The organism is Aeromonas sp. OTU364 (assembly GCF_038440395.1).
Classification (GTDB): Bacteria; Pseudomonadota; Gammaproteobacteria; order Enterobacterales; family Aeromonadaceae; genus Aeromonas.
On sequence record NZ_JASATR010000002.1, the window covers coordinates 239,247 to 261,843 of the forward strand.

General features: G+C 62.0%; 18 protein-coding genes. 7 read left to right on the forward strand and 11 right to left on the reverse strand.

Annotated elements, in window-relative coordinates; translation table 11 throughout:
• Positions 1–46 precede the first annotated feature (46 nt).
• From AAHB08_RS03955 to AAHB08_RS03970, 4 genes are all read right to left on the reverse strand, one after another.
• Complete coding sequence (locus tag AAHB08_RS03955; RefSeq protein ID WP_342058159.1) at positions 47–706, reverse strand: hypothetical protein; 660 nt, start codon at positions 704–706, stop codon at positions 47–49.
• A gap of 7 nt (positions 707–713) precedes the next feature.
• Positions 714–1,340 carry a C39 family peptidase gene (locus tag AAHB08_RS03960; protein WP_342058160.1) on the reverse strand — a complete coding sequence of 209 codons (627 nt, stop codon included), beginning with the start codon at positions 1,338–1,340 and terminating at the stop codon, positions 714–716.
• Positions 1,341–1,444: 104 nt separating this feature from the next.
• Positions 1,445–2,437 carry a hypothetical protein gene (locus AAHB08_RS03965; protein ID WP_342058161.1) on the reverse strand — a complete coding sequence of 331 codons (993 nt, stop codon included), beginning with the start codon at positions 2,435–2,437 and terminating at the stop codon, positions 1,445–1,447.
• A gap of 192 nt (positions 2,438–2,629) precedes the next feature.
• Positions 2,630–3,082: a hypothetical protein gene (locus AAHB08_RS03970; protein ID WP_236661678.1), complete on the reverse strand. Its 453-nt coding sequence runs from the start codon at positions 3,080–3,082 to the stop codon at positions 2,630–2,632.
• A gap of 494 nt (positions 3,083–3,576) precedes the next feature.
• Here AAHB08_RS03970 and AAHB08_RS03975 point away from each other — a divergent pair, with 494 nt between their 5' ends.
• Positions 3,577–4,878, forward strand: a complete 1,302-nt coding sequence (locus AAHB08_RS03975; protein ID WP_202046838.1) for a sigma-54-dependent transcriptional regulator — start codon at positions 3,577–3,579, stop codon at positions 4,876–4,878.
• Between the two features lie 129 nt (positions 4,879–5,007).
• On the opposite strand, the gene ybaL is transcribed toward AAHB08_RS03975, so the two are convergent.
• A complete protein-coding gene (ybaL, locus tag AAHB08_RS03980; protein WP_342058162.1) occupies positions 5,008–6,639 on the reverse strand; it encodes a YbaL family putative K(+) efflux transporter in 1,632 nt (543 codons plus the stop codon).
• A 362-nt stretch (positions 6,640–7,001) separates the two neighbouring features.
• Positions 7,002–8,783 carry a gamma-glutamyltransferase gene (gene ggt, locus AAHB08_RS03985; protein ID WP_342058163.1) on the reverse strand — a complete coding sequence of 594 codons (1,782 nt, stop codon included), beginning with the start codon at positions 8,781–8,783 and terminating at the stop codon, positions 7,002–7,004.
• Between the two features lie 115 nt (positions 8,784–8,898).
• Between ggt and AAHB08_RS03990 the strand changes: the two genes are divergently transcribed.
• Positions 8,899–9,513, forward strand: coding sequence for a GDSL-type esterase/lipase family protein (locus AAHB08_RS03990; protein ID WP_342058164.1), 615 nt, complete (start codon positions 8,899–8,901; stop codon positions 9,511–9,513).
• Between the two features lie 81 nt (positions 9,514–9,594).
• On the opposite strand, the gene rdgC is transcribed toward AAHB08_RS03990, so the two are convergent.
• Positions 9,595–10,506, reverse strand: a complete 912-nt coding sequence (gene rdgC / locus AAHB08_RS03995) for a recombination-associated protein RdgC (RefSeq protein WP_139437535.1) — start codon at positions 10,504–10,506, stop codon at positions 9,595–9,597.
• A gap of 180 nt (positions 10,507–10,686) precedes the next feature.
• On the opposite strand from rdgC, the gene AAHB08_RS04000 reads away from it, so the two are divergent.
• From AAHB08_RS04000 to AAHB08_RS04010, 3 genes are all read left to right on the forward strand, one after another.
• Positions 10,687–11,115 (forward strand): GNAT family N-acetyltransferase, encoded by a 429-nt coding sequence (locus AAHB08_RS04000; RefSeq protein WP_005331882.1) that lies wholly within the window; start codon positions 10,687–10,689, stop codon positions 11,113–11,115.
• A 107-nt stretch (positions 11,116–11,222) separates the two neighbouring features.
• Positions 11,223–12,449 (forward strand): exonuclease SbcCD subunit D C-terminal domain-containing protein, encoded by a 1,227-nt coding sequence (locus tag AAHB08_RS04005; protein ID WP_342058165.1) that lies wholly within the window; start codon positions 11,223–11,225, stop codon positions 12,447–12,449.
• 82 nt (positions 12,450–12,531) lie between these two features.
• On the forward strand, positions 12,532–16,284 hold the full coding sequence (locus AAHB08_RS04010; protein ID WP_342058166.1) for an AAA family ATPase: 3,753 nt from the start codon (positions 12,532–12,534) through the stop codon (positions 16,282–16,284).
• A 137-nt stretch (positions 16,285–16,421) separates the two neighbouring features.
• On the opposite strand, the gene crr is transcribed toward AAHB08_RS04010, so the two are convergent.
• The 4 genes from crr to cysK form a co-directional block, all read right to left on the reverse strand.
• The gene (gene crr / locus AAHB08_RS04015) at positions 16,422–16,931 is read right to left on the reverse strand and encodes a PTS glucose transporter subunit IIA (protein ID WP_005325875.1); all 510 of its coding nucleotides are present in this window, start codon (positions 16,929–16,931) and stop codon (positions 16,422–16,424) included.
• Positions 16,932–16,974: 43 nt separating this feature from the next.
• Positions 16,975–18,702 (reverse strand): phosphoenolpyruvate-protein phosphotransferase PtsI, encoded by a 1,728-nt coding sequence (gene ptsI, locus AAHB08_RS04020; RefSeq protein WP_139437541.1) that lies wholly within the window; start codon positions 18,700–18,702, stop codon positions 16,975–16,977.
• Positions 18,703–18,746: 44 nt separating this feature from the next.
• Positions 18,747–19,004 (reverse strand): HPr family phosphocarrier protein, encoded by a 258-nt coding sequence (locus AAHB08_RS04025; RefSeq protein ID WP_005303128.1) that lies wholly within the window; start codon positions 19,002–19,004, stop codon positions 18,747–18,749.
• A 440-nt stretch (positions 19,005–19,444) separates the two neighbouring features.
• Positions 19,445–20,413: a cysteine synthase A gene (cysK, locus tag AAHB08_RS04030; protein ID WP_342058167.1), complete on the reverse strand. Its 969-nt coding sequence runs from the start codon at positions 20,411–20,413 to the stop codon at positions 19,445–19,447.
• Positions 20,414–20,577: 164 nt separating this feature from the next.
• Here cysK and AAHB08_RS04035 point away from each other — a divergent pair, with 164 nt between their 5' ends.
• Together AAHB08_RS04035 and AAHB08_RS04040 are read left to right on the forward strand one after the other, a co-directional pair.
• Positions 20,578–21,420 (forward strand): AAA family ATPase, encoded by an 843-nt coding sequence (locus tag AAHB08_RS04035; RefSeq protein WP_342058168.1) that lies wholly within the window; start codon positions 20,578–20,580, stop codon positions 21,418–21,420.
• Positions 21,421–22,584 (forward strand): vWA domain-containing protein, encoded by a 1,164-nt coding sequence (locus AAHB08_RS04040; RefSeq protein ID WP_342058169.1) that lies wholly within the window; start codon positions 21,421–21,423, stop codon positions 22,582–22,584.
• The last annotated feature ends 13 nt before the right edge of the window (positions 22,585–22,597 follow it).

Consider the following 22,597-nt stretch of genomic DNA (forward strand, 5'->3'; position numbering starts at 1 on the left):
TGTTTATTATCCTTTTTATTGTTCAGCCAATGGGGCTCATCTGTTCTCAGCGAGAGAACCAGATCCGGGTCTGATTGAGGGTCTGCAAACCGTCACCCTTGACTCTATTGAGTTGCAGCAGACCTCGACTGAAGTCGGTGCCTCTCAGACTCTGTTCCAATCGAACGCGTCCGTCGGAGGAGTTTAGTTGCAGCCCCGCATAATTGCCTGACACGCGGTAACTGGCAGTACCAAGGTTCCCCTGGTGCTCGTAATTGCCTGCGGAGACGATCTGCCCCGTCATTGCGGGGGGCGTCAGTGTAATACCTGCCTGGTTCACCGAGCTGTTGCCGCTCCCCTCCAGTTGCACGACCTGCACCAGGCCTGCGCCTTGTACGGAGGCACTCTGGGGCGTCGTTGTGACAGTCTTGACCTCATCCTTGATGCGGACATCCAGCTTGGGCTTGTTTTGCACCACGCTCAGCGCCAGGTTCATGGCGGCCGTTTGTTGAGCCTGGGCCGTGGTCAGGGATGAGATGAACTCGATGCCGAAGTAGCTGATCCCGTGGCTGCTGACGTAGCGGCCACGCAGATGGGCCAGTTCCCCATCGGCCAGTTCGGGGGCAAAGCTGTCTGACAGCAGTGCCAGAGGATCCGGGGCGGCCAGCAGCGGAGAGGCAAAACCACCCAGACTGCAGATGAGGCATATGGCGGGTCGGGTATTCATGATGACCTCACATTAACTCTTTGTGCTGAAAACCAAATTCCAGCAGGGATGTTTCATTGAGGGGGGCGAACAGCCCATCTTTTCCTCTGGCAGACAGGGGAGGAGCAGGGTTGGCAAGGGGCGCATCAGGCCGATAGCCAGCGCCGATCACGGCAAGCAGTATGCCGTTCCAGCTCTCCTTGAACTCCTTGAAGGTGATCACTCGATTGCCGAGGGCGGGGTCTGCCAGATAGACACGGTCGTGGCGATCGATGGCGCGCAGCACGGCAAAGTGCTGGTAGCCGCGAATATTGAGCAGCACTATGGTGGGGACTCTCACCTGCCGCAATTTTTCATCTCCCAGGCGATAGCCTCTGACACGCATGCCGAGCATCTGCAAATATTGCTTCATGTCGAGCATGGAAAAGCCGTAATTCTTGACCTGTTCAGGGTCAGCCATGGCCAGCATGCCATCCATCACCCAGCGTTCATTCGTTACGTGGCCGTAGGAGTAGCGCAGTATGGTGGCGACTGCGGCGGCCCCACAGCTGAAATCTGTCTGTTGGCGCTCGATATTGGCATAACGGCGCTCCAGAATGCTCTGTACCGGTTTGTTGAGATCCCCCAGTGCCGGGAGATGTTCTCCCAATGGCATATTGGCCGACCAGGCAGCAGGGCAGAATAACAACAGCAGTAGCCAGCGCATTGAGACCTCCATGTCCTGAAAAAAGGGGGCGCAAAGGCCCCCTCTGAAGTGCATTACTTGGCAAAACCTGCGGCCAGCGAGAGGTTGTTCGCTTGCAGGTTGTTGGTGCCCGACGACACGTTCACCCCGATGTTGCCCACGGCACCGTTGAAGGCGCCGCCATCGATGGTTGCCCGGTTGAAGGTTTCGCGGCTGGTGTAGGTGTTGACCACGGGAATGAAGCCGGTGGCATAACCGCTCAGCTTGATATCACCCTCTTCTTCGAACTTGAACTTGGAGTCCTTGCTGCCATCATCGTCCTGATTGTCATAGTCGATGTGGCCCCAGAGACTGCCGCCATTGGGATGATCACCATCCTTCCAGATTTCCGGATAGACGTTGTTGGTCTGCTTGCTCGTTCCTTCGTACTCACCCTCGGCTTTGAGCTTGAGGAAGATGGGGTTGTAGTCCACGGTCTTGGTGGCGCTCAGGCTCTTGTTCTCGGTCATGTTCTTGGACACGCTCTGGCTGTTTGCCACCGTGGCCACGGCCATGTTGCCGGTGGACACCGAGGCAGCCATGTTGTTGGCCTGAACGTTACCCGAGCCAGACGTCACGTTGGCACCTATGTTGCCTGCGGCATCCTTGAATGCCCCATCGCCTACCCCGGCCTTGTTCTGATGACCGTGGTTGGTAGTCCAGTTCTGGCTGGCGCTTTGGGTGGAGAAGATCTCGGCATCCGAAGATCCACCGGCCATGCCATGTTGCTGGCCACGACCCATGATGAATTCGGCATCGACTTCGTCATAGGCGGCCAGGGCGCCACTGTTGCCTTGTACGTTGGAGTCACCGGCTGCCACGTTGGCGCCGACGTTACCGGATGCACCCTTGAACGAGCCGTCAATCTTGCTCGTGTTTTCTGTTCTTGAGTTAGCAGTGCCGATCATGGAGCTGGATTGCTGGTTGTCCACCACCGCCATGCCGAGTTTGTTGACATTGATGTAGCCGCCGACATTGACTCTGCCTTCGTACTCCACATCGACTTCTGCCTTGACCTTCTTGGTCAAGGTTGCCCCTGTCTCATCCCTGTCACCGCGGTAATCGGCGGAGGCGGTGCCTGACATGGCCATGACAACCGCAGCGGCTAATGAGCTATAAATAAGTCCACGCATAATGAGTCTCTCCATTGAACTTTCTGTGGAAGATTTGCCCATCGGCTGAATCTAAGCCCCCGGACTCGGCTTCCGATCCCTGCGACATCATGGGGATGTCGTTACTGCGCCAGCCAGAGGCAGGGAGACCATGTTGACTGCCTGGTTTCCCTGTCCCGTGACCTGGTTCACCTGGATGACGCCTTTGCTGCCCGTCAGGGCGTTGTCATCCAGATAGATACTGGTGGTGGTGTTGGGGGGCACCTTGCCTGAAGGTGTCTTTGCCACACTGGTGCTGAGGTTGATGTCGGTCACCACGCCGATGCCGCTGTCATCCAGCGACAAGGCGAAGGCATTCAGCTGCTGGTTGGCTTCACCGGCGCCCTGATTGATCCCGACCAGCCCCTGGCTCTGGCTCAGCGCCGAGTCCAGAATGGCCACGCTCTGGTTGCCATTGAGATTGGTAGTGGATTGATTCTGCTGGCTAAACTGAATGATGGCCGGCCCTGATAGGGCGATGGCGGCGAGGTTGCCCTGCTGGTTGTTATCACCGGCAACCATATTGACACCCATGGCGCCACGAATGTTGCTGAGTGCTTGCGAGCCGAGATCAACCCGATTCTCTGCTTGTGACTGAGGTGCGAATGCGGAAAGGGAAATAGTTGCCAATGCAATATATGTTTTCATGCTCTGTCTCCATATGCCAGGAGGGCTTATTAGAGAGAGCAATGAATGTGCCACTTGGTAATTTATTGATATGTATTGCTTTCGTATTTTAGTTATTTGTTTTTAAGTCTCAATTTTGATAATGAACTTTTATATGATTCATCAACACATTGTTTATTAATGACTTTATTGTTTCTCATCGTTAATTCTGCTGTCTCATGATTGTGTTGCCACTAGTCCAAATGCGGGATGGTTTATAGTTATCATCGTTTGGTTGCCTTGGGTTGGCGTCACTTGATAATAACCATGCTCTTTCCAGATGAAATAATGGGTCTCAAAGAGAAATGGTCTGACTCTCTCGTGCAGAGGCGATAACAAGGAGTTTCCCTATGACAGAAACGGCATTGTTACTCATCAATTCATGTGCCGTGCTGGAAAGCCTGCTGATAAAAGGCGAATGGCAAGTGGAGCAGGCGAGCTCCCTGGCGGTGGCAGAACAGAAATTGCAGGAAAAGGCGTATCCCCTGGTGCTGGTGGCCATCGAGCCGGAGCAGCATGACGCCTTGTATTCCCTGATTGGCCAACACTCCAGCAGCCTGTGGATTGGCCTGATCGAGCGTGATTGCCTGGCCAGCGAGGCCCTGCGCAACCTGCTTGCAGCCTGTTTTCATGATTTCCACACCTTCCCGCTCGATCAGGAAAGACTCTCCCACAGCCTGGGTCATGCGCTGGGAATGGCGCGGTTGATCCGGCGCCATCGCCCCAAGGCGCCGGCTCAGCTGCGCTTCATCCAGGGGGAGAGCAGCGCCATTCGCCAGTTGCGCGAGCAGATCATGCGGCTGCAACATTGTCGCCTACCCGTGCTGGTGACCGGGCCCAGCGGCACCGGCAAGGAGCTGGTGGCTCGTGAGCTGCACTACAGCACCTTCGGCGAAGACGGCCCCTTTGTGGCCGTCAACTGCGGTGCCATGCCCCATCAGCTGATCCAGTCCGAGCTGTTCGGCCACGTCAAGGGCGCCTTCACCGGTGCCCAGAGCCGCAAGATAGGCAAGATTGAGGCGGCCGATGGCGGCACCCTGTTCCTCGACGAGATCGGGGAGTTGCCACTGGAGGATCAGGCGACCCTGCTGCGCTTCCTGCAGGAGCAGAGCATAGAGGCCGTGGGCAGTCATCTGACTCGGAGTGTGGATGTGAGGGTCATTGCCGCCACCAATATCGACGTGGAGCAGGCGGTGGCCAACGGCGGATTTCGCATGGACCTCTACTATCGGCTCAATGTGGTGCGGCTGCGCACCCCTGCTTTGTGCGAGCGGGCCGAGGACATCCAGCTGCTTGCCGATGACATCCTGGCAGAAGTGCGGGGAGGGCGGGTGCTGAGCTTTACCCACAAGGCGCGTCAGGCCATGCAGTCCTATTGCTGGCCCGGCAATGTCAGGGAGCTGCGCAACCGGGTGCAGCGGGCAGCCGCCCTGTGTTCGGGCCCCTTCATCGAGGCCGATGACATGGAGCTGACCAACATGGACACCCTGTTGATCTGTGGCTCGCTCAAGGCCGTGCGTGAGGGGGCAGAGCGCCAGGCGCTGCAACGGACGCTGGCCCGCTTCCCGGACCAGCTGGAGGAAGTGGCGCGCACCCTCGACATCTCGCGCGCCACCCTCTACCGGCTGCTGGACAAGCACGATCTGCTGTAGTCCCCGTCATTGCGTGCATGGCGGTCCTTGCCCATGCCGTTTAGTGCCAAACCCCGGGCAACAGGCCCGGGTTTTATTTGTGCCAATATGCGCAAACCGGTCGGGCGATGGATGCGCTCGAGGGGGTCGTCAGGAGGCGTGCGTTGCCAGCTGGCACAGACGGCGCGCCGCCTCCTCTTCACTTTGGACCACCTGATGGGCGCCGCGGATCAGCAGGTGATGCACCTCTTCCGCCTGGTGACCACAGGCGGCAATGCGCAGCAGGTCTCCCTGTTCACGGGCTCTCGCAGCAATTTCTCCGGCCAGCAGGCTGTCATCCAGGGTGATGAGCAACCAGCTGGCATCGGGGAGCGCCACCGAGAGCAGGTCGTTCTGGATGGGGTGGCCTGCGAGGCAGGTGATCCCCTGAGCGCGCCAGGGTTCCAGCAACTGCTCATCCGGATCTATCACTACCATCTCCCTTCCTTGCTCATGCAACTGCCGAATCAAATGGCTGCCGATGGCGTCGGCCCCGACCACCACCACATGACCGTGCAGGGGACAGAGGGAAGTACCGGTCTCGACCCGGGGCTCAGGCTTGCTTCTTAGCCAGCGCTCGACCTGGTTGAACACCAGTGGATTGAGCATGATGGAGAAGCAGGCGCCTACCAGCACCAGATCGCGCGCCACATCGGGTACCAAGCCGAGCATGGCACCCAGCCCCATCAGGATGAAGGAGAACTCCCCCACCTGGGCCAGGCTGGCCGAGATGGTCAGTGCCGTGCGCAGGCTGTGGCCAAACAGGCGCACTATGGCGAAGGCTGCCACCGACTTGCCGATGACGATGACAAAGAGGGTTGCCAGCACCGCCAGCGGCTCGCGCAGCAAGATGGTGGGGTCAAACAGCATGCCCACAGAGACGAAGAAGAGCACGGCGAAGGCATCCTGCAGCGGCAGGGTATCGTTGGCGGCCTTGTGGCTGAGGTGGGAGCTGTTCATCACTACCCCGGCGAAGAAGGCGCCGAGGGCGAAGGAGACACCGAACAGCTTGACCGCCCCGAAGGCGATACCCAGGGAGCAGGAGAGCACTGCCAGGGTAAAGAGTTCGCGGGAGCCGGTGGCGGCGGTGCGGGCCAGCATCCAGGGGATGAGGCGGCGGCCCCCTATGGTCATCAGTGCGATGAAGGCGGCCACCTTGGCCAGGGTGAAGCCCAGATCCCGGAGCACATGGGCCAGGGTCAGGGTCTCGCCTCCGGTCTGCAGGTTCGCCAGTATGGGGAGCAGCACCAGGGCCAGCACCATCACCAGATCCTCGACGATAAGCCAGCCGATGGCGATGCGCCCTTCCTTGGTATCCAGCTGCCCCCGGCTCTCCAGCGCCCGCAGCAGCACCACTGTGCTGGCGGTGGAGAGTGCCAGCCCGAACACCAGGCCGGCGGTGATGCTCCAGCCGAGCAACTGGGAGAGGCCGAGCCCGAGCAGGGTCGCCAGGGTGATCTGCACTATGGCGCCCGGGATGGCGATGTGTTTGACCGAGAGTAGATCTTTCAGGGAGAAGTGCAGGCCGACGCCAAACATCAACAGAATGACGCCGATCTCCGCCAATTCGGGGGCGAGTCTCAAATCGGCTACATAGCCGGGGGTGAATGGGCCGCACACGACCCCGGCCGCCAGATAACCCACCATGGGGGAGATGCGCAGGCGTTGAGCCAGCATGCCAAAGAGATAGGCGAGCACGAAGCCGCCAACCAAGGTTGTTATCAGGGGGAGTGAATGGTCCATGTCGTCACCTCGCTAATGGCAGTCAGGGGCTACCAGATCACCAGGAGGCGAAGAGGGCAGCTGTCAATGAGCAGGGGGCGAAAGAGACAGAAGTTGGCCGCATCAAGCACAATATCTTGGGGACAACAGATGCCGTTTCCATTGAAAAATAATGTATTTTTACTTCTCGAGCAACACTTATCCAAGTTTCAGATCTAATTTGACTTCAAGCTCATATAAAACATTGTTTTATGGGTGATTAAATAGTCTTTCCCGGTAAATATTGGCAGGAGTAATCAATCCTTGATGGGTTTTTGGCTCGCCGGGGAGCCCAGATGATTGAGGCGGCCTCCGGGCCGCCTCCGTTGATGCGCGCCAAGGGATCACTCGCCCCTGGCAATCCCCTCCCGCCTCGGGTCTGCGGCGCCAAACCAGCCGGTGGCGTTGCGCTGTACCCCCTGCAAGCCCGAGGTTTGCTCGCTGAGCACGATTTCGTGACCCCTGGCCTTGAGTCCCTGGATAACGACCTCGGGCGTGCGCCCCTGCTCCAGCTCGGTGGGGCCGTTGCGGCTGCCGAAGTTGGGCAGGTTGATGGCCTGCTGCAGGTTCAGCCCCCAGTCCTGGGTGCCGAGCAGCGCCTTGCCCACGTAGTTGATGATGGCCGAGCCACCCGGGGAGCCCAGGCTCATCTCCAGCTGCTTGCTCTGCTTGTCGAACACCAGCAGGGGCGACATGGAGGAGCGCGGGCGCTTGCCCGGCTCCACCCGGTTGGCCACCGGCAGGCCGGCGGCATCCACCGAGGTGAAGGAGAAGTCGGTGAGCTGGTTGTTGAGCAGGTAGCCATTGACCATCAGCCGGGAGCCGAAGCCGTCCTCGATGGAGCTGGTCATGGAGACCGCCATGCCGTCTCCATCCACGATGGAGACGTGGCTGGTGGAGGGCAGCTCGGGGGTGGCATCCTGGCCACGGGCCAGTGCCTGCGGCGGCGTGCCCGGTTGGGCGATGCCCATGGACCTGGCGCCGATGAGTCGACCCCGCTCGGCGAGATAGCCCTTGTCCAGCATGCCGCGCACCGGCACGGCGACGAAGTCGCCGTCGGCCACGTACTGGTTGCGATCGGCGAAGGCGAGCCGCGCCGCCTCGCTGTAAAGGTGGATTGCCTCGCTCGAGGCGGCCAGCCGGCCATCCGGTCCGGGCACGGGTTTGAGCGCTGCCATGTCTCGGCTCTCCAGCATGCCGAAGATCTGGCCGAGGGCCAGGGTGCCCGAGGAGGGGGTCGGGAAGCCGCACACCTCGCTCTGGCGATAGTCAAAGCAGAGGCCGTCCCGCAGCCTGGCGCTGTAGCTGGCCAGATCCGCGGCGCTCAGCACCCCGGGGTTGGTGGGATGGGCGTGCACCTTGGCCACCATGGCCTCGGCGATGGGCCCTCGATAGAAGGCATCGGCACCGTCCCGTGCCAGCGTCCTGAGTACCCCGGCCAGTGCCGGGTTGGTGAGGCGGGTGCCCGCCGTCTTGGGGCTGCCGTCCGCCTGGTAGAAGTAGGCCCTGGCCTCGGGGTCTTTGGCCAGATAGGGATCCTTGGCGAGCAGGGTGGCCAGGCGTGGGCTTATCACAAAGCCCTGCTCTGCCAGGGTGATGGCGGGTTCGAACAGGCTGGCCCAGGGCAGCTTGCCATAACGCTCGTGGGCCAGGGCCAGGGCGCGCACCGTGCCGGGGGCGCCGACCGAGCGACCGCCCACCACGCCGTCATAGAACGCCATGGGTTTGCCGTCCTTCATGAACAGCTGATCCGTGGCCGCCGCTGGTGCCGTCTCACGGCCATCCACGGCCGCCACCTGCTTGCCATCCCACACCAGCATGAGGGAGCCGCCGCCGATCCCGGAGGATTGCGGCTCCACCAGGGTCAGTACCAGCTGGACGGCGATGGCCGCATCGACGGCGCTGCCTCCCGCCTTGACGATCTGGTAGCCCGCATCCACCGCCAGCGGGTTGGCCGCGGCCACCATGAAGTCGCGCCCCTGCCAGCCCGCCTTGTCGGTCCAGCCGCTGGCCGCCTCCGGGGCGATCAGTGTCTGAGGAGGGGGGGCATAATGAAAGGCACTCTGGGGGGCGCAGCCGGTGAGCAGGCCGAAGGCGACCAGCAGGGCGAGGGGTTTGAGGGACATGACAGGCTCCTTGTCGGTTTCTTGTACACTCGTCGAAATGTGGCACAGTTGGAGCCCGATTGAAAGATTGTCTTTATACTCATATGGTTACAAAAATATCAAGGAGGAGCCCAGGATGCACAGAGAGGAGCTGGTGAGGCGTTGCGTGACGGGGCTGCTCTGCCTGCTGCTGGCCGCCTGCGGGGAGCCAGGGCTTAGACCCCTGGCGGCGGGGGAGACCATATTGGCATTTGGAGACAGCCTGACCGAGGGGCGCGGGGTCAACCCGGCCCAGAGCTACCCCAGCGTACTGGCGAGCCTGAGCGGTCACCCCGTCATCAATGGCGGGGTCTCGGGGGAGTTGAGCCGGGCCGGGCGGGCCCGCCTGCCCGGGTTGCTGGCCGAGCACAGGCCCGCTCTGGTCATACTGCTGGAGGGAGGCAACGACATACTGCACGGCAGCGGGGAGGGGGCGCTCAAGGCCAATCTCGCCGCCATGATAGAGGCGGTGCAGGGCAGCGGTGCCCAGGTGCTGCTGGTGGCCGTGCCTCGCAAGTCCCTGTTTGCTGACGGCGCCCCCCTGTACGGGGAGCTGGCAGAGCAGTACGGGCTGGTGCTGGACAACGACAGCCTTGGCGAGCTGCTGCGCACTCCCGGGCTCAAGTCCGACACCGTGCACTTGAACGCGCAGGGATATGGCACCCTGGCCGAGCGGCTGCACCGGCTGTTGCAGGCCCGCGGCGCGCTATGAGGGCGGTGTTCCTGCGCGTCGGCGGGGCAGCCCGGAATAAAAAAAACCGCCGAGGCGGTTTTTTTACAGGCAGGGGACAACTCAGAGGGACTGCTCTTCACCACCCAGGGCGGCAAACAGCGCCGGGATGAACTGGGCCAGCTCGGCGGTCACCAGGGCGAAGTCCGCATCCAGACGGGCGGCGGGATCCTCGCTGGTGACGTCGTCGTTCTGCTCGCGCAGCTCCTCGCTGAACTTGAGGCGCTTGATGGAGAGATCGTCCCCCAGCACGAAGCTCAGGGTCTCGCCCCAGTTCAGGGCCAGCTTGGTCACCAGCTTGTCGTTGGCCAGGTGATTCTTGATCTCCTCGCTCATGAGATCCTGCTGCTTGCAGCGGATGATGCCGCCGTGCTCCATGGCACTGCGCAGCTCGGCCTCGTCTTCCAGGGTGAAGCTGGCGGGCAGATTACCCTCGTTGAGCCACTCGGTCATGGTGATCTCGGGCGGGTTCTTGAGGGCCACCGGCACCACCGGCAGGGTGCCTATGCTCTTGCGCAGCAGCGCCAGCAGATCGTCCGCCTTCTTGGCGGAGCCGGCGTCCACCACCATCAGGTTGTCGGCGGGACTTATCCAGGCGAAGGTCTGGCTGGTGCGGCTGAAGGCGCGGGGCAGCAGGGTATGCATGATCTCCTCCTTCAGCGCCTCCTTCTCCTTCTTCTTGAGGGCGCGGCCCTGTTCGAATTCGATCGCTTCCACCTTCTCCGCCAGCATCTCCTTGACTACTGTGCCCGGCAGCATCTTCTCTTCCTTGCGGGCGCAGAGCAGGATGTGACCGGAGGCTGAATGGGTCAGGGTGGAGCCGAATTTACCGAGGGGCTTGACCCACCCGAACCGGGAGATGTCCTGACTGCCGCACGGGGTGAAGGCACAGGCCTCGAGCTGGGTTTCCAGCTGATCCACGGTCAGGTCAAAGGGGCGGGTAAAGCGATAAATCTGCAGGTTTTTAAACCACATGGCGTCCTCGGTCTCATAGATTGTCCGGCGGGCATTGTACTAGAGAGGCGCTTTGTGATCAGCCAATCATTCTCGCTAAATAAAGGGCGATCGACTTCACATGGCCTCATCTTGACCGCCCGTCTTGTCATCGAACTCCCCTAGACTGCGAGTGTTCAAATTGTTAACAAGGATGCGAATATGTTGAGAGCGAGCCGGCCGGAAGACATGGAAGAGATCGTCGAGATCTGGCTGCTGGCATCCTTGCAGGCCCATGATTTCGTTGACGCTTCCTGCTGGTGGCAGGCTCAGGAGGAGCTGCGTACCCGCTACCTCGACCATGCCCGCATCTGGGTGTTCGAGGAGCGCGGCGAGCTGCTCGGTTTCATGGCCCTGGTGGATGACTACCTGGCCGCCCTCTTCGTGCGACCCGACCGCCAGGGGCGCGGGGTCGGCCATGCCCTGCTGCAGGAGGCCAAGCAGCAGGGGGGCGCGCTCCATACCCGGGTCTTCGTGGAAAACGAGCCGGCGGTGCGCTTCTATCGCCGCCACGGATTCAGGATCGGGAATGAAGTCTCGGATCCCCTGACCGGTCATCCCCAGTATGAGATGCATTGCCAGCCCGTCTGAATCTGACGTCAGCGGCCTGTTTTGCTTGAAAAAAGAGGGGCGTATCCTCATCTTGTCCTCATCGGGTACCACTGGCACCTCCCCTCTTATCTTTCGAGCCGTTTTTCATGAAGATCCTGCACACAGCCGACTGGCACCTTGGCCATCAACTCCATGGTCATGAACGCCGCTTCGAACACGATGCCTTTCTCGACTGGCTGACCGACACCATCAAGACGCGGCAGATCGATGCCCTGCTGGTTGCAGGGGATCTGTTCGATACCGCCAATCCTCCCGCCAGCGCCTGGCAGCAGCTCTATCGCTTCCTGGCCAGGCTGCGCGCCGAGATGCCCCGTCTCAACATGGTGCTGATCGGTGGCAACCACGACTCCCCCTCCAAGCTGGACGCCCCCCACGAGCTGCTGCGGGCCTTCGACCTGCACCTGGTGGGCAGCATCAGCCGGGACGGGGAGGGCAGGCTCGAAACCGATCGCCTGCTGGTGCCGCTGCAAGACAGGGAGGGCAAGGTGGCCGCCTGGTGCGCCGCCGTGCCTTTTCTTCGCAGCAGCGATCTGCGGGTGGAGCCGCTCGAAGAGGGGCAGGATCGGCTGATCGAGGGGGTTCGCCAGATCTATCAGGACGTGCTGACGCAAGGCCGCGCGCGCTGCGAGCCCGGCCAGGCCCTTATCGCCATGGGCCACGCCTACCTGGCGGCGGGCCAACTCTCGGAGCTCTCCGAGCGGCGGGTGCTGGGGGGCAACCAGCACGCCCTGCCTGCCGACATCTTCGCCACCGCCGACTACACGGCCCTTGGCCACCTCCATCTGGCCCAGAGCCCGGCCGAGGGGGTGCACTATAGCGGCTCGCCGCTGCCGCTGTCGCTGGCCGAGGCCAACTACAACCACCAGGTGCTGGAGGTGACGTTTGAGGGGGGCAAGCTGGCGGGGCTGGAACGGATCCCTGTGCCCCGTGCGGTGGAGATGATCCGCCTGCCCCAGGGCACGCTCGAGGAGGCGCTGAACGCCATAGAGGCGCTCTCCCTGCCCGAGTGTCCCCAGGAGGCGCAGCCCTTCCTCGAGGTGCGGCTGCTGCTGCCCAAACCCGAGGCGCGCATCCGCGAGCGCATTCTGGCGGCCATGGCGGGCAAGCCGGTGCGTCTGGCCCGCATCAGCACCCAGTATCAGGGCTCGGGGGCGGGGCTGGCCGATGGTCGCGAGCGGCGCAGGCTGGATGAGCTCGCTCCCACGGAGGTGTTCCGCCTCTGCTATCAGCGGCAGTTCGAGGGGGAGCCGGCGGCCGAGTTGGTGGCGTCGTTTGAAGAGATCCTGGAGCAGGTGAAGGAGTCCAACTCATGAAAATCTTGTTGCGCTCCGGTGAGGGCCAGGCGGGAACAAGCCGCCCCGAGCATAAAGAGATGCGGATGAAGGAGTGCCATTCATGAAAATCTTGTCTCTGGCAGGGGAGAACCTGGCCAGCCTGACCGGGGCTTTCACCATCGACTTCACCAAGGGGGCGCTGGGCGCCGCCGGGCTCTTTGCCATCACCGGCAATACAGGCGCGGGCAAGAGCACCTTGCTCGACGCCATCTGCCTCGCCCTCTATGACGAGATGCCGCGCTTTATCGCCAATCGCAAGCACGTGGCCGAAGTGGGCAGGGCGGATGACGAAGAGAAGCTCAAGGCCAACGACGTGCGCGGCATCTTGAGCCGTGGCCACGCCAGTGGCTGTGCCGAGGTGCAGTTTCGCGGCTGCGACGGCCGCATCTGGCTGGCGCGCTGGGCGGTGCGCCGTGCCCGCAATCGCTCCGAGGGGCGCTTCCAGGCCCAGGAGCGCAGCCTGACCGACGTCGAATCGGGGCAGGTGTTCAGTGGCAGCAAGCGGGAGCTGCAGGATCGCATCGACGAGCTGGTGGGCCTCTCCTGGGAGCAGTTCCGCCGCGCCGTCATCCTGCCCCAAGGGGAGTTCGCCGCCTTCCTCAAGTCGAGCGCCGATGAGCGCTCCGCCCTGCTCGAGCGGATGACGGGCACCGAGCTCTACTCCGCCATCTCCATCCAGACCCATGAGCGGGCGCGGGCCGAGCAGCAGGCGCTGGCGACCATACAGCAGCGGCTCGGCGACGTGGCCTTGATGGACGACGAGACGCGCGAGCACTGGGTCGCCCAGCAGCTGAGTCTCTCCACCAGCCTCAAGCACGAGCAGCAGCAGCGTCAGCTGTTGCAGGACTTGCGGGATCTCAACGGACGGATTGCCGCCCAGTTGCAGGCCTGCCGGGAGGGACAGGAGGCGCTGGCCGCCGCGGAGGCGGCCCACGGCGAGGCGGCGCCCGGGCGGGAAGAGTTTGCCCGCGCCGAGCAGGCCCAGGTGGCCCGCGCCGATCACGACGAACTGGCCCGCCTCACCCTGGAGGTGCAGCAGCAGGAGCTGCAGATAGGCCAGCTTGCGTCCCAGCTGGAGCAGGTTGAACCCGTGTTGCAGCAGGCTGCGCTGCGCGAGCAGCAGCTGCTGGCCGACAAGATTACCGCAGAGCGGGAGTGGGGCGCCCTGCAACCCGAGCTCAAGCGGGCGCAGGAGCTCGATACCCGGCTCAAGGAGAAGAGCCAGCAGTTGCAGGAGACCCGGCAGCAGGGGACCCAGGCACGGGCCCTGCAACAGGCGCTGCAGCAGGAGTGGCAGCAGCAGGCGAGCCGGGTCGAGGCCCTGACGGTGCGCCGTCAGCAGTGGGCTCTCTGGCTCGAGGAGCGTAAGGCCCTGGCCCCGTTGGCGCGTCAGTGGCAGCCCTTGCTCGCGGCCATCCAGGACTGGGCGGCGGACAGAGAGCAGTTGCAGCGCGTGCTGCAAATCCGCGAGCACAAGGGTCATGCCCTACGGGATCTCGTCAGCCGGCTGGCGCTGGGGCAGCAGGAGCGTGACTACTGGCAGCAGGAGCGTACCCGATTGCAACAGCAGCACGATGAGCTGCAGGGGCAGGAGTGGGACGCAGAGGTGGCCAGGGCGCAGGAGCAGCGTCAGGCCCGGACCGAGCAACTGGCCCGGGTTCGCCAACTGCTGGAGCTGGCCCAGGCGGGCCGCAACCACAGCGAACAGCAGGAGCGCTTGCTGCAGGAGATGGCGCAGCTCGAGCTGCATCTTGCCCGGCTGAGGGCCCAGCATGAGGAGCTGGCGCCGGCGCTGGCGCGGCTTGCCACTCAGCGCGGGGAGGCGCGCCATGCCCTGGAGCAGGCCCGCGCCGTGGCGAGCTTCGAGCAGTATCGTCACGTGTTGAGCGACGGGACGCCCTGCCCGCTCTGCGGTGCCGAGGAGCATCCCTACACCCGAAGCCAGCCCCAGGTGGCCGGCATACTGGCGCAACTGGCCGAGCGTGTCCGCCAGCTGGATCTGGAGTGGGAGCAGCTCAACCATCAGCATATTCAGGGGGAGAGCGAGCGGGTCGAGCTGGCGCGTCAGCTGGCCGTCCGTCAGCAGCATCAACCCGAGCTGGAGGCACGGTCCGAGCAGTTTGCCCTGCGCTGGCTGCAACTGGGAGGGGATGCCCTGCCGGGGCAGGGGCTGCCCTTGCGGCAAAGCCCGGCGCAGTGGACCGAGCTGCTGGCTCGCCTGCTGGCACAGGGGGAGGCTCTGGAGTCGGATCTCGTGGCCGGGCAGCAGAAACTGCAGCAGGCCCAGCAGGGGCAGCAGAGGCTGCTGGGGCTGCGCAACCAGCTGACCGAGCTGACCGCCCGCCATCAGCAGTTTGAGCAGCAGTGGCAGGAGGCTGAGCGGCAAAGGATTGAGTGGGAGGCCGAGCTGAAGGCATTGGCCGAACAGGAGGCGTCACTGCGCCAGCGCCTGGCACTGGGGGAGGCCCGCCTCGATGAACAGATGGGGGCAGAGCCCTGGCGCCAGTGGCTTGGCAGCCGGCAATGGCAGGAGTGGCAGCAGACCTGCGAGGCGTATCTGCGTGGACAGAGTGAGTGGGAGCAACTGGGCGGCGAGCTGGCCACTCTGACCCCGGCCCTGAGCGCCCAGGAGGCGCGGGTGCAGAGCCAGAACGAGCTGCTGCACAAGCTGGAGCGCGACTACAAGGAGCATGAGCAGCAGCGTCAGGGGCTGCTCGCCAGCCGGGAGGCCTGCCTCGAAGGCCGATCCATAGCCCTGGTCGAGCAGGAGTGGCAGCAGCGGCTGCAACTGGCGGCCAGCCAGCTCGAGGAGGCGGTGACGGCGCTGCGGGTCGCCCGGGAGAAGCAGACCGAGCTCAAGGCCAGGCTGGCCCATCTCGAGCAGGACAAGCAGGTGAGCAGCCGTCGTCGCCGTGAGGCGCTGGGGCGCTGGGCGGCCCATGCCGGCACCCTTGGCATCGCCGAATATGATCTGCGTCGACTGCTGGCGATCACGCCGGATGAGCTCAGGGCTCGCCGCAGCGCCTTGCAGCGCCTGGACGATGCCCTGGCCGAGGCCCGCACCCGGCTGACCGAGCGTCAGCGGGCGTTGGCCCAGGAGGAGGCCAAGCTGGCTCGCTATCGGGAGCATCATGGGGAGCTGACCGCCCTCACGGCCGAGGCCCTTGCCGAGCGCCTGGGGGCCTGCGAGGCCCATTGCCGAGAGCTGGAAGAGCAGCTGTTCCAGTGCAAGAGCACCCTGGCCCAGGCCGAGGCCGCGGCGCTGAAGGCGGGGAGTCTGCAGGAGGCGCTGGCGGCCCAGCAGGCGGTGGCGGATCACTGGCAGCAACTGTCCGAGCTTATCGGCTCCGCCAGCGGCGCCAAGCTGCGCACCTTCGCCCAGAGCCTCACGCTCGAACGTCTATTGTTGGAGGCCAACGCCCAGCTTGGCGAGCTGTCGCCGCGCTATCGGCTGGAGCGGGTGCCCGGCACGGATCTGGCGCTGCAAGTGGTGGATCTGGACATGGGGGACGAGGTGCGCTCCGTGGACTCCCTCTCCGGCGGCGAGAGCTTCCTGGTGTCGCTGGCCCTGGCGCTGGCACTATCCAGCCTCTCCTCCCGCCAGACCCAGGTCGAGTCGCTGTTCATCGACGAGGGGTTTGGCACCCTGGATCCGGACAGCCTGGATCTGGCGCTCTCCAGCCTGGACTCCCTGCAGGCGGCGGGCCGCCAGATCGGGGTCATCTCCCACGTTCAGACTCTGGTGGAGCGGATCGGCGTGCAAATAAGGGTCGAGGCCCTCGGTGGGGGGGAGAGCCGGGTGGTATTGCCCTGAGGATGATGTGCGTCCATGGCAAAAGGCCCCTGTCACCGGGGCCTTTTGTTGGGAGAGGGGCGAGCGCCGCCCATAAAAAAACCGAAGCCAGGGGCTTCGGTTTTTTGTTGCGGCAGCTGGCACCCGCCAGCGGCGCATTATTTCTTGATGCGGATAACCGGGGTCTCGCCCACGGTCACGGCGCCAGTCATCTTGATCAGCTCTTTGATCTCATCCATGTTGGAGATGACGACCGGAGTCAGGGTGGACTTCGCCTTCGCTTCCAGTACGGCCAGATCGAACTCGATGATGGTATCACCGCGCTTGACCTTCTGACCTTCCTGGGCGATGCGGGTGAAGCCTTCGCCTTTCAGCTCGACGGTGTCGATACCGAAGTGAACGAACAGCTCGATACCAGAGTCGGATTCCAGAGAGAACGCGTGGTTGGTCTCGAAGATCTTGCCGATGGTGCCGTCGCACGGTGCAACCATCTTGTTGCCAGCCGGCTTGATGGCGATGCCGTCACCAACGATCTTCTCGGCGAAGACAACGTCAGGCACATCTTCGATCGGCACGATTTCGCCAGACAGCGGAGCAAAGATTTCGATGCCGCCGGTGTCAGAACTGTCATCGGAGACCAGTTTCTTCAGTTTATCAAACAGACCCATAGTAAAAGCTCCTAGAGATGATTGTCGCTGTTTGCAGCCGATCTTAGCAGACTGCCTTCTGCTTAATAAAGTTATCTACACAGGCTTCGATTTCGGCGGCGGTCGCATAGCTCAGTGCCTGGTCTGCCATTGCCTTCACATCTTCGAAGTTGGTGTTGCGGATAAGCTTCTTGATACGCGGTACAGAGATGGCGCTCATGGAGAACTCATCCAGACCCATACCCAGCAGCAGCAGGGTGGCGCGTTCGTCACCAGCCAGTTCACCGCACATACCGGTCCACTTGCCATTGTCATGGGAAGCGTCGATTACCATCTTGATCAGGGTCAGGACGGAGGGTGACAGCGGGTTGTACATGGCGGAAATCATCTCGTTACCACGATCGACGGCCAGGGTGTACTGGGTCAGGTCATTGGTACCGATACTGAAGAAATCCACTTCCTTGGCCAGATGATGAGCCATCACGGCAGCAGCCGGGGTCTCGATCATGATACCCACTTCGATGGATTCATCAAAGGCTTTGCCGTCGGCACGCAGTTCGGCCTTCAGCTGTTCCACGGTTGCCTTGAGGCTGCGGAACTCTTCGACGGAGATGATCATCGGGAACATGATGCGCAGTTTGCCGAAGGCAGAGGCGCGCAGTATGGCCTTCAGCTGGGCGTGCATGATGTCTTCGCGATCGAAGAAAATACGCACTGCACGCCAGCCCAGGAAGGGGTTCATCTCTTTCGGGAAATTCATGTAGGGCAGTTCTTTGTCGCCGCCGATGTCCATGGTGCGGACGATGATCGGCTGATCCGGCATGGCCTCTGCCACTTCTTTGTAGGCCTTGAACTGCTCCTCTTCGGTCGGCAGCGCATCACGATCCATGAACAGGAACTCGGTGCGGTACAGACCCACGCCTTCGGCGCCATTGCGGATGGCACCCTCGGTATCCTTGACGGTACCTATGTTGGCGCAGACTTCGACCTGATGACCATCCAGGGTGATGGCGGGCAGGTCTTTGAGCTTGGCCAGTTCGTCCTTCTCGGCCTGGAACTGGGCCTGGAATTTCTTGGCTTCAGCCAGCTGCTCTGCGGTCGGGTTGATGATGATCTGGTTGTTGATGCCATCCAGTACCAGCATGTCACCGTTGTTGACGCGCGCAGTGATGTCGTTGGTGCCCACGATGGCCGGCAGCTCCAGGGAGCGGGCCATGATGGAGGTGTGGGAGGTACGGCCACCGATGTCGGTAACAAAACCCAGCACGTATTTCAGGTTGATCTGAGCGGTTTCGGACGGGGTCAGGTCTTTGGCGACCAGGATGACCTCTTCGTCTATGGTGCTCAGGTTGACAACGGCGATGCCCAGCACGTTCTTCACCAGACGGGTACCGATGTCACGGAAGTCGGTGGCGCGTTCGCGCAAGTAAGGGTCATCCAGCTCGGCCATCATCTTGGCGTACTGTTCGATCACCTCATAGATGGCTTTGTCGGCGGACGCCTTGTTGTCTTTGATGAAGGATCTGATATCCCCTTCCAGCTCCTCATCTTCGAGCAGCATGATGTGGCCTTCGAAGATGGCCTCTTTTTCTTCACCGAAGGTACGACCGGCCATCTCTTTGATGGCTTCCAGCTGTGCGGCTGACTTGGTGCGGGCTTCGAGGAAGCGGTTGATCTCGACGTCAATCTGGTCAGCAGAAATCTTGCCCTGATTGATAACGATTTCATCTTCTTTCAGAAGAAGCGCCTTACCGAATGCGATACCGGGGGACGCAAGAATGCCAGATATCATAATCCTTCCTATTAAAACGACTGTGGGGGAGGAGTAAAGCTGGATTACTCCAGCTCGTCCATCAGGGCAACCAGCTTCTCAACGGCTTTCTGAGCGTCCGGGCCGTCGGCCTGGATGGTCACGTTGGTGCCTTTGGTCAGGCCCAGGGTCTGCAGCTTGAACAGGCTCTTGGCGCTGGCGGATTTGCCACCGGAGACCACAGTGATCTCGCTTTGGAATTCTTTGGCTTCTTTCACGAACTGAGCTGCGGGACGGGTGTGCAGGCCGTTTTCAGCAGTAATAACAACAGACTTCTCGTACATGGTTTCACCCCATATTATTGATATTGTGTGGAGAGATGGTCGCTAATGAGGCTTCCTGTCTCACCGTGTCAGTATGGATATGTTGTAAAGTAACGAAATCAGACCTGCAATGGTTTAATCCAGGTCAATTTTCTGTGCAGTATTCGGCGTCCAGGCTAAGTCTTTTCGTTATCAGGCTGCAAGCCGCGTCAGGACTGGCCTGAAATTAATTTATAACGAAAAATAACACTTTGTTACCTTGTGATACCTAGCCGGTAAACACCTCGTGACGCGGCACAGGATATGAGATTTATCACAGAATGTCTGCTTTTTTTGTCAGACCCAAGTTTGTTATTTTACCCCAAAAAATAAGGGGTCGACTGACACTGATGGCTACTGAGTTTAGCGCATAATGAAAACGGCGCCCCAGGGGCGCCGCTGTTTTGATGTAAGACGATCAATTACTGCTGCAGTTCCTGCTCGCTGAACACGCCGGCGAACAGGGCGCTGGAGAGATAGCGTTCGGCGGCGCTCGGCAGCACGACGACGATGGTCTTGCCCTCGAACTCCGGCAGCTCGGCCAGACGGGCGGCAGCCACCACGGCGGCGCCTGAGCTGATACCGGCCAGTATTCCTTCCTCTTCCATCAGACGGCGAGCCATCTCGATGGAATCCTCGCTGCTCACCTGTTCGACGCGGTCCAGCAGGGTCAGGTCCAGATTGCCCGGAATAAAGCCGGCGCCTATGCCCTGGATCTTGTGGGGACCGGGCTTGATCTCTTCACCCGCCAGTTTCTGGCTGATGACGGGGGACTCGGAGGGTTCGACCGCCACGGAGACGATGGCCTTGCCCTTGGTCTGCTTGATGTAGCGGGAGACCCCTGTGATGGTGCCGCCGGTGCCGACGCCGGCCACAAACACATCCACCTCGCCGTCGGTGGCGTCCCAGATCTCGGGACCTGTGGTCTGCTCATGGATCTCGGGGTTGGCGGGGTTTTCGAACTGCTGCAGCAGCACATACTTACCCGGCTCGGATTCCAGGATCTCGTTGGCCTTGGCGATGGCGCCCTTCATGCCCAGCGGCCCTTCGGTCAGCACCAGGTTGGCACCGAGCGCCTTGAGCAGCTTGCGGCGCTCCAGGCTCATGGTGGCCGGCATGGTCAGGGTGATGGGATAGCCACGGGCCGCAGCCACGAACGCCAGGGCAATGCCCGTGTTACCGCTGGTAGGCTCGATGATCTCCTTGCCCTTGGTCAGCACGCCGCGTTTCTCGGCATCCCAGATGAGATTGGCGCCGATCCGGCACTTGACGCTGAAGCTCGGGTTGCGGCTCTCGATCTTGGCCAGCACGCGGCCCTTGGTAACACGGTTGAGACGAACCAGCGGGGTGTTGCCTATGGTCTGGCTGTTGTCCTCAAAAATTTTGCTCATGGTGCTATCCCTGTGTTTGTTAAGGCGATGAAACAAGATTACCCTGTGGTTTCTGAATGAGAAGTGACGAATCGTTATAACAATATGTTATTACAACATATAGAAATTATTCTCTCTCGCCGAAGGACCCCCGGGGTTCTCCTGCGACCAAAGGAATGGATCTCATGGGATTTGCAGGAAGCGATCGCTATCTCGCATCAACGTCACTGAGTATGACCGTCAATGCCGCCATCGTGCTGGAGAAGCCGCTGCTGATAAAAGGTGAGCCGGGCACCGGCAAGACGGTGCTGGCGGAGGCGGTGGCCGAGTCGCTCGGTGCCGACCTCATCAGCTGGCACATCAAGTCCACCACCAGGGCCCAGCAGGGGCTCTATGAATATGATGCGGTGGCCCGGCTGCGGGACTCCCAGCTCGGGGATCCGCGGGTCGGGGACATCAATCACTACATCCGCCGTGGCAAGCTGTGGCAGGCCTTCGCTGCCTCGCAGAGGCCGGTGCTGCTCATCGACGAAATCGACAAGGCGGACATCGAGTTTCCCAACGATCTGTTGCTGGAGCTGGATCGGATGGAGTTCGACGTCTATGAGACAGGGGAGCGCGTCAAGGCGCGCCAGCGTCCCGTGGTCATCATCACCTCCAACAATGAGAAAGAGCTGCCGGACGCCTTCCTGCGCCGCTGCTTCTTCCATTACATCCGCTTCCCCGACAAGGCCGAGATGCAGGCCATAGTCCAGCTGCACCATCCCGACCTCAAGGAGAGCCTGCTCGGCGAGGCGATGGATCTCTTCTTCGAGCTGCGTAACGTGGAGGGGCTGCGCAAGAAGCCCTCCACCTCCGAGCTGCTGGACTGGATCCGCCTGCTGCTGGCCGATGACATCGCCCCCGAGGCGCTGCGCAGCCGGGAGCCCGGCAAGCTGGTGCCCGCCCTCTATGGTGCCCTGCTCAAGACGGAGCAGGACTTGCACCTCTTCGAGAAGCTCGCCTTCCTGGCGCGTAGCGGCGGCTGAATGCTGATCGACTTCTTCCTTCACCTGCGCCGTCACAAGCTGCCCTGCAGCCTGCGCGAGTTGCTGGATCTCCACGGAGCCCTGGCGGCCGGACTCGCCAGCGTGGACATGGACGACTTCTATCGCTTGTCCCGCAGCCTGCTGGTGAAAGACGAGGCTCACTATGATCGCTTCGATCGCGCCTTCGCCGAGTACTACCAGGGGCTGGAGGCCATCCCCTTGCTGCCCGAGACGCTGCCGGACGACTGGCTGCGCCAGGAGTTCGAGCGGCTGCTGAGCTCTGAGGAAAAAGCCTTGCTCGGATCCCTCGGCGGGCTCGACAAGCTGCTGGAGACCCTCAACCAGCGCCTGCGGGAACAGAAGGCGCGCCACGCCGGCGGCAACAAGTGGGTGGGCACCGGGGGCAGCAGTCCGTTCGGCCATGGCGGCTTCCACCCCGAGGGGATCCGCATGGGAGGCGAGGGCCGGCATGGCAAGGCAACCAAGGTGTGGGAGGCGCGCCACTATCGCAACTTCAGCGACGACTCGCCGCTCGGCCAGCGGGCCATCCAGCTGGCCCTGCGCAAGCTCAGGCGCTGGGTGCGCAAGGGCAATCCCTCGGAGCTGGATCTCGACGACACCATCCAGAGCACGGCCCGCCAGGGCTGGCTCGATGTGAAGCTCAGACCCGAGCGCCACAACGGGGTCAAGCTGCTGGTGTTCTTCGATGTGGGGGGCTCCATGGATGCCCACGTGGCCGAGGTGCAGCGTCTCTTCAGTGCTCTGCGCCACGAGTTTAAACACCTGGTGTTCTTCTATTTTCACAACTGCCTCTATGACGTCGTCTGGCAGGACAACAGCCGTCGCGCCCAGGAGCGCGTCGACACCCTGAGCTTGCTGCGCACCTACGGCAGCGACTATCGGGTGATCCTGGTGGGGGACGCCAAGATGGGCCCCTACGAGATCACCTGGCCCGGTGGCAGCGTGGAGCAGTGGAACGAGGAGCCCGGCCAGGTGTGGCTGGAGCGACTGCAGCACCACTTCCCCAGGTTGGTGTGGATCAACCCTGTCTCCAGGCAGGAGTGGCTCTGGCACCCCTCCATCAGGCTGATGAATGACGTGATTGGCGGGCGCATGCACCCGCTGACCCTGGCTGGTCTCGCCAGAGCGATCGACCAGCTGTGACCCTCTGACCCCT